This window comes from Candidatus Dependentiae bacterium, from assembly GCA_018897535.1.
Taxonomy (GTDB): domain Bacteria; phylum Babelota; class Babeliae; order Babelales; family UASB340; genus UASB340.
On the sequence record JAHIKO010000015.1, the window covers coordinates 1 to 6,602 of the forward strand.

Consider the following 6,602-nt stretch of genomic DNA (forward strand, 5'->3'; position numbering starts at 1 on the left):
GTCACCACATGGACCCCTTTGCCGGTCAGAGCGTTCAAGTAACCGGGAAGCGTCGCCACCAGGGTTTTGCCTTCACCGGTTTTCATTTCAGCAATCCGGCCCTGGTGCAGAACAATGCCGCCAATGAGCTGAACGTCAAAATGGCGCATGTTGAGAGCCCGCCGGGAAGCTTCCCGCACCACAGCAAAGGTCTCGGGAATCAAATCATCCAGGGGTTCTCCGTTTTCAATTCGCTGTTTGAATAAAAATGTCCTGGCTCTAATATCTTCATCCGTTAATGCTTTTATTTCGGGTTCAAGTTCATTGATGGATACTACTAAGGGCTGAATCTTTTTAAGATCCCGCTCGTTCTGGCTTCCGAATATTTTCGTCAGAAAATTGGTAATCATTTGTTTTACACACCCTTTCAATACTCAGCAGGAATTGGGAAAGTGAAGATCCTCCTTAAGGTCCATCTCCTTTGGAAGACCTTAAGGCTGGCGCAATATTAATATATTGTTCCGGGGTTTGTCCAGTTAGAGTTTGCTGTTGGGAGAAAATGAAATAGCGGGGGTTTCCAATAAAAACCCGAGGGAGCCTTGCAAGTTCTTATTCCGATCCATTAAAAAAACTTATGTTTGAAAAATTTTATTCTAAAAATGTTGTTTTTTGTAAAAATTTAGCTTTTGTTATGTATAAAAAAACTATTATAAAAAATCTGCAACTTGATTATTTGGTTCCAATTCCATTACACTGGTCTCGTTATGCGAAACGTGGTTATAATCAATCTGAAGTTATAGCGAAAGAACTTTCAAAATTATTAAATATTCCGGTTTTGGATATTTTAAAAAGAAATAAAAAGACTTATTATCAATCAACACTTTCCGTTAAAGATAAATATTTAAATCTTAAAAATGCATTTGATATTAAAGATAAATATAAAAATAAATATTTATTAAAAGATAAAAAAATATTAATTATTGATGATCTTTTTACAACGGGAGCAACAGTGAGTAATGCTGCGACTGTTTTATTCAAAGAATTTCCGGAATCAGTAGATTTGGTTGTTGCTTGCCGAATTGTTTAAAATTTTACTTTTTACATTTCCTAAAAGTTTAACGGTATTATTTTTTATATCAAAAAAAGCTTGATTTGATTTTAACGTGGCCATTTTTTTATTTTTATTTATAAATTTTGTTTTTACATTTTTACAAGATGCTGTTTGCGATTCTCTGCAAATCTCTCCGGAATCAGCAATTATAATAAGAGTAGTGTCTTTTTTAGAAAAAAATTTTTGTAATTTAAATTTTTCTATTTTTATATCGGTTAAAGTTTGAGCTTGCTTAATTATATTTTTGTTGTTTTTAAATTTGTTTTTTTTAACAAGAAAAAATAATAATAAAATAGCTGTAAAAGCCAAAAATGTTATAAAAATTATTTTGTTTTTTTTCATAATATTTTAATTTAACATATCTTTATGGTGTTGTAATTTTTTGATATTTATAAATTTTAATTAGTAGTTAGTTAGTAGGGGTTTAAAATGAACGAGAATAATTTTACAAATTCGTTTGCCCATGTTTTAAATGATGCTGTTTTAATTGCAACTCAGCATAATCATTCAACAATTCAAACGTTACATTTTTTAAGTGCAGCATTGAATAATGATTTTTGCATATCGGCTTTTAACGATTTAAATATAGATATACAAGAATTACAAAGTTTAATTGGAATTGAGTTTGAACGCATTCCAAAAATATCCGGAGGGCAGCCTTCAGTTGACTATTCTTTACAAAAATTTTTATCTGAATGTCAAAATTTTGCAAAAGAATTTGGTGATGAATTTATAAGTTTGGATGTTGCATTATTGGTATTTTCGAAAACAGATCTTTTACCGGTTGCAATTATAAACTTTTTGAAAAATAATAATTTTAATTATAAAAATATAAAAAAATGGGTTGATGATTTAAGGCAGGGGGAATCTGTGAAAAATCAAAATGTGGAAAATCAATATAAAGCTTTGGATAAATATTGTTCAGATATGACAAAATTGGCCAAAGATGGAAAGTTGGATCCTGTAATTGGCCGCAATGACGAAATTCGTAGAGTTGTTCAGATACTTTCCAGGCGTACAAAAAATAATCCGGTACTTGTTGGTGATCCCGGTGTTGGTAAAACTGCAATAGTTGAAGGAATTGCCCAGCGAATTGTAAATAACGATGTGCCCGAAAGTTTGCGTAATAATAAAATATTATCTCTTGATATGGGAGCTTTAATTGCGGGAACTAAATTTAGGGGAGAATTTGAAGAAAGATTAAAGGCAATACTTACAGATATTGAAAAATCAAAAGATTCAATAATTTTATTTATTGATGAACTTCATATGCTTGTAGGGGCTGGGGCTGCCGGCGGTGGAATGGATGCTTCAAATTTATTAAAACCGGCATTAGCGCGTGGAATGTTACATTGTGTTGGAGCCACGACTACTCAGGAATATAAAAAATATATAGAAAAAGATGCTGCTCTCGAGCGAAGATTTCAGCCTGTTTTGGTTGAAGAACCATCAATTGAAGATACAATTTCAATTTTGCGTGGAATAAAAGAAAAATATGAATTGCATCATGGAATTCGTATTAAAGATTCTGCATTGGTTAAAGCAGCACAACTTTCAGCTTCAATGATTTCAGATAGATTTTTGCCGGATAAAGCCATAGACCTTGTTGATGAAGCTGCTTCTTTGGTAAAAATGTCCATCGATTCAAGACCTGAAGATATTGATAAGCTGGAAAGAGAAATAAGAACTTTGGAAATAGAGAAGGTGGCGCTTGAAAAGGAAAAAGATGAAAAATCTCAAGAAAGGTTAAAAGAAACAAAAAAAGAATTGGCTAATCTTAAAGAGAAGAATAAAGAACTATTAAAAATATGGAAATCAGAAAAAGAACCACTTGAACGCATTCAAAAAATAAAATCTGATATAGAAAAAACTAAAGTAGAATATGCAAACGCTGAAAGAGACGGTGATTTTGATAAAGCGTCAAGATTGAAATATGGAAAACTTGTTGAATTGGAAAAAGAATTGGAACAAGAACAGAGTAAATTAAAAAATTTAAAATCGCATTTAATAAAAGAAGAAGTTGATGAAGATGATATAGCAACAGTGCTTTCTCGTTGGGTTAAAATTCCTGTTGAAAGATTAAAAAAAGACGAAAGCCAAAAATTAATAGACATGGAAGATGAACTTAAAAAACGAGTTGTTGCTCAAGATCAGGCTATTAAACTTGTTGCGAATAGAATTCGTGTGCATAGAGCCGGCATTGCTGAACAAAATAAGCCAATTGGTTCATTTTTATTTTTAGGACCGACCGGTGTTGGAAAAACTGAAGTTGCAAAAACTTTGGCATCATTTTTATTTAATGATGAAAATAAATTAATTAGAATTGATATGTCCGAATATATGGAAAAGCATTCTGTTGCTCGTTTAATTGGTGCTCCTCCGGGTTATGTTGGATATGAAGAGGGTGGGCAGTTGACGGAAAGTGTTAGAAAACATCCATATTCCGTTTTGTTAATTGATGAAATAGAAAAAGCACATCCAGATGTATTTAATTTATTTTTACAAATTTTAGATGATGGACGGCTTACCGATTCTCAAGGTAGAACTGTTTCGTTTAAAAATTGTATTATTATTATGACCTCAAATATTGGTTCGGATATAATTTTAAAAGCCGGATTTGTTGATGATAAAGTAAAAAAAGAAATAGATTCTTTGTTGTTTAAATATTTTAGACCTGAATTTATAAATAGAATTGATGATATTGTTTATTTTAATTCTTTAACAAAAGAAAATATTAAAGATATTGTTTTGGTGCAATTAAATAGATTAAAAGAGCGATTAAAAGAAAAAAGTATAAATTTAAATATACATGAAAGTGTAATTAAAAAATTGGCAGAGATTGGTTTTACTCAAGAATTTGGGGCTAGACCTTTAAAAAGAGCTATAGAAAGTTATATTGTAAACCCATTAGCTATAAAGATTCTTGAAAACGAAAACAAAAAAGAATTTAATGTTGATGTTCAAGGTGAGAGAATAAATATCAAATAAATCTATTAAAATAAAAAAAGGGCTGTGATTAAACAGCCCTTTTTTTATTTTAAACTTTTATCTATAAATTCTTGTGCAAAATGTTTATTTTGAACATATAAAACTAAATCAAGCAAAATTCTAAATGCTCCATTTCCGCCAACTCTTGGAATTATTAAATCAGCTTGATTTTGAAAATAAAAAAGTGTATTTGCCGGGCATGTCATAATTCCGGTAGCATCAACTGTTTGAAAATCTAAAAGATCATCGCCAAAATATAAAATTTCTTCTTTTGAAATATTATATTTATTTTGAATTAATTTAATTTTTTCAATTTTATTATTATCAATACCTGTAAAACACAAATCATCCGGAATGCCAAGCATTTTTGCTCTGATTTTTGTAGCTTCGTCAGTTCTACCTGAAATAAAAGCAATTTTTATTAAATTATTTTTTATTGCTGTGCTAATTCCAAAACCATCTTGAACGCAAAAACTTTTACCCTTAAATTTTGAGTAATCTGTATCTTGTAAATATTGGCTTTCAGCTAGCATAAGACTTGCATCTGTAAGACAACCGTCTATATCTGTAATAATAATTTTTATTTGTTTTAATTTTGTAATAAGAGTGTTATTGTTTAAAACTTCTAAAAACCATTTTTTGTCTGTTTGTGCTTTGTTCATTGATTCATTCCCAATTAATATATTTTTATACAAACTGATTATAGCTAAAGTAAAAAAAAATATTTTTTTCATAAATTTTCGAATAATAAACTTGGTTAAAAATTTATATCTAATGTTGAAAATATTAACATTAAATTTTAGAAAATAATATATTTATGAATTATTTTTTGGATACTTTTTTTAGAATTTCATCAGCTTGAGTGTAATCATCTATTGCAAAATCTGCATGATATAAAATATCTTTATTTTGATCGTTTTTGATAGCAACAAGAGTCATGCCGGCTTTTTTAGCAGCGCTAAATCCTGAAATGGAATCTTCAAAAACCAAACATTCTTCAGGTTTTACATTTAATTTTTCTGCTGCATGTAAAAAAACTGCAGGATCAGGTTTTGCTTTTCTTCCAACATGTTCCATAGAATATATATTTGATCCGAAAAATTTTTTAAAATCTAATTTTTGGGAAAGCAATTCTAATGTTGGAATACTCGCATTTGTTCCAACACTTGTTGGAATATGATTTTTTTTCAAAAGATTGTGAAAATTTTCAAATCCATTAATAAAATTAATAGGATATTTTTGCATATATTCTACGGACATTTTTACTTTTTCTTCTATTAATTCTTCCAATGATTCTTGAAAATTAAAAGATTGCTTAAAAAATGATGCTGCTTGAGGCAATCCGCCTCCGGCAGTATTTTTTAAAATAACTTTTTGATCTTCAGTTAATTGAGTAATTCCTCTTTTTGCCAAGAAGTCATAAATAACTTTTTGCCAAACGTGTTCTGTATCAATAATTGTGCCGTCCATATCAAAAATAACGGCCTTAATTTTTGATTCAAATAAAGAGATTTTGTTCATTTTTTCTTTTTTCATAATATTTTTTCCCCCAACAACTAAAATTTACACCTTTCTTATGTTTTTTAATATAAAAAGCTAAAAAAACCTGTTTTTTTGCTGATATAAAGGGATAATTTTAGTGACTGTTTATAGTAAATGTTTATTGCTCGAATGTCAAATAGTAAATATGTGAGCGGCTAAAAAAGCTATTTTTGATAAAAATTTCAATATATGACATATTATTTCTGTTAAATAATGTGCTATTTATTGGAGAGCTATTATGTTACAACATTTGGCCATAATTCCTGACGGAAATCGTCGTTGGGCTAAACAAAATAAATTAAAATCCATAATGGGCCATAAATTTGGCATGGATGCATTTAAAAGAACCATAAAATTTTGTATGGAACGCGGTATAAAATATCTTTCGTTTTATACGTTTTCTTTGGAAAATTTTAATAGGCCGGAAGATGAAAAGAATTATTTATTTCAGTTGTTATTGGAACAAACAAAAAATCAGCTTAAAGAATTTGTAGATAATCAAATTAGAGTTAGATTTATCGGTGATAAATCTGTTTTTCCAAAAGAGCTTGTTGATTCAATAGAATCACTTGAAGAACAAACAAAAAAATTTGATAGATTAAATTTGAACTTACTTTTTTGTTATGGTGGAAAGCGTGAAATTATTCATGCTGTAAAAGATATTGTAGAAAAAGTAAAATCAGGTCTTTTAGATATTGATAGCTTAAATGAAAAAAATTTTTCAGACTATCTTTGGACAAAGGATATTCCTGAACCGGAATTAATAATAAGAACAAGCAAAAGAGCAAGACTTAGTAATTTTTTACTTTATCAGAGCGCTTATTCGGAATTAATGTTTTTAGATATTTTTTGGCCGGATATTACTGATGAGATTTTGCAAAAATGCTTAGATGATTTTCAGGATATAGAAAGAAATTTCGGAAAGTAAATTTTAGAAAATTGGAGAAGGGTAATGAGAGAAAAAAAATATCTAAAAACATTA

Annotated in this window: 7 protein-coding genes; 3 read left to right on the forward strand and 4 right to left on the reverse strand. The window is 29.3% G+C overall.

Translation table 11 applies throughout. The features are described 5' to 3' along the window. On the reverse strand, positions 1-389 hold a 389-nt coding region (gene secA / locus KKE07_00775; GenBank protein ID MBU4269396.1), incomplete at its 3' end, for a preprotein translocase subunit SecA. Between the two features lie 224 nt (positions 390-613). On the opposite strand from secA, the gene KKE07_00780 reads away from it, so the two are divergent. Then, positions 614-1,066, forward strand: coding sequence for a hypothetical protein (locus KKE07_00780; protein MBU4269397.1), 453 nt, complete (start codon positions 614-616; stop codon positions 1,064-1,066). Here KKE07_00780 and lptC read toward each other — a convergent pair. Continuing rightward, on the reverse strand, positions 1,031-1,432 hold the full coding sequence (lptC, locus tag KKE07_00785; GenBank protein ID MBU4269398.1) for an LPS export ABC transporter periplasmic protein LptC: 402 nt from the start codon (positions 1,430-1,432) through the stop codon (positions 1,031-1,033). The two genes, KKE07_00780 and lptC, sit on opposite strands and share 36 nt — an antisense overlap. Before the next feature lie 87 nt (positions 1,433-1,519). Between lptC and KKE07_00790 the strand changes: the two genes are divergently transcribed. After that, entirely contained in the window at positions 1,520-4,078 is a 2,559-nt protein-coding gene (locus tag KKE07_00790; GenBank protein MBU4269399.1) for an AAA family ATPase, read from the forward strand. Between the two features lie 44 nt (positions 4,079-4,122). On the opposite strand, the gene KKE07_00795 is transcribed toward KKE07_00790, so the two are convergent. Continuing rightward, positions 4,123-4,740 carry a hypothetical protein gene (locus KKE07_00795; GenBank protein ID MBU4269400.1) on the reverse strand — a complete coding sequence of 206 codons (618 nt, stop codon included), beginning with the start codon at positions 4,738-4,740 and terminating at the stop codon, positions 4,123-4,125. Between the two features lie 160 nt (positions 4,741-4,900). Next, positions 4,901-5,614 (reverse strand): HAD family phosphatase, encoded by a 714-nt coding sequence (locus KKE07_00800; GenBank protein MBU4269401.1) that lies wholly within the window; start codon positions 5,612-5,614, stop codon positions 4,901-4,903. 244 nt (positions 5,615-5,858) lie between these two features. Between KKE07_00800 and uppS the strand changes: the two genes are divergently transcribed. After that, entirely contained in the window at positions 5,859-6,548 is a 690-nt protein-coding gene (gene uppS, locus KKE07_00805; GenBank protein ID MBU4269402.1) for a di-trans,poly-cis-decaprenylcistransferase, read from the forward strand. Positions 6,549-6,602: the final 54 nt, after the last annotated feature.

Bases quoted from the DNA above. Each gene is read 5' to 3' on its own strand.
- KKE07_00795 (MBU4269400.1), bottom strand. From the start codon at position 4,740: ATGAACAAAGCACAAACAGACAAAAAATGGTTTTTAGAAGTTTTAAAC.
- KKE07_00780 (MBU4269397.1), top strand. From the start codon at position 614: ATGTTTGAAAAATTTTATTCTAAAAATGTTGTTTTTTGTAAAAATTTA.
- uppS (MBU4269402.1), top strand. From the start codon at position 5,859: ATGTTACAACATTTGGCCATAATTCCTGACGGAAATCGTCGTTGGGCT.
- lptC (MBU4269398.1), bottom strand. From the start codon at position 1,432: ATGAAAAAAAACAAAATAATTTTTATAACATTTTTGGCTTTTACAGCT.
- KKE07_00790 (MBU4269399.1), top strand. From the start codon at position 1,520: ATGAACGAGAATAATTTTACAAATTCGTTTGCCCATGTTTTAAATGAT.
- KKE07_00800 (MBU4269401.1), bottom strand. From the start codon at position 5,614: ATGAAAAAAGAAAAAATGAACAAAATCTCTTTATTTGAATCAAAAATT.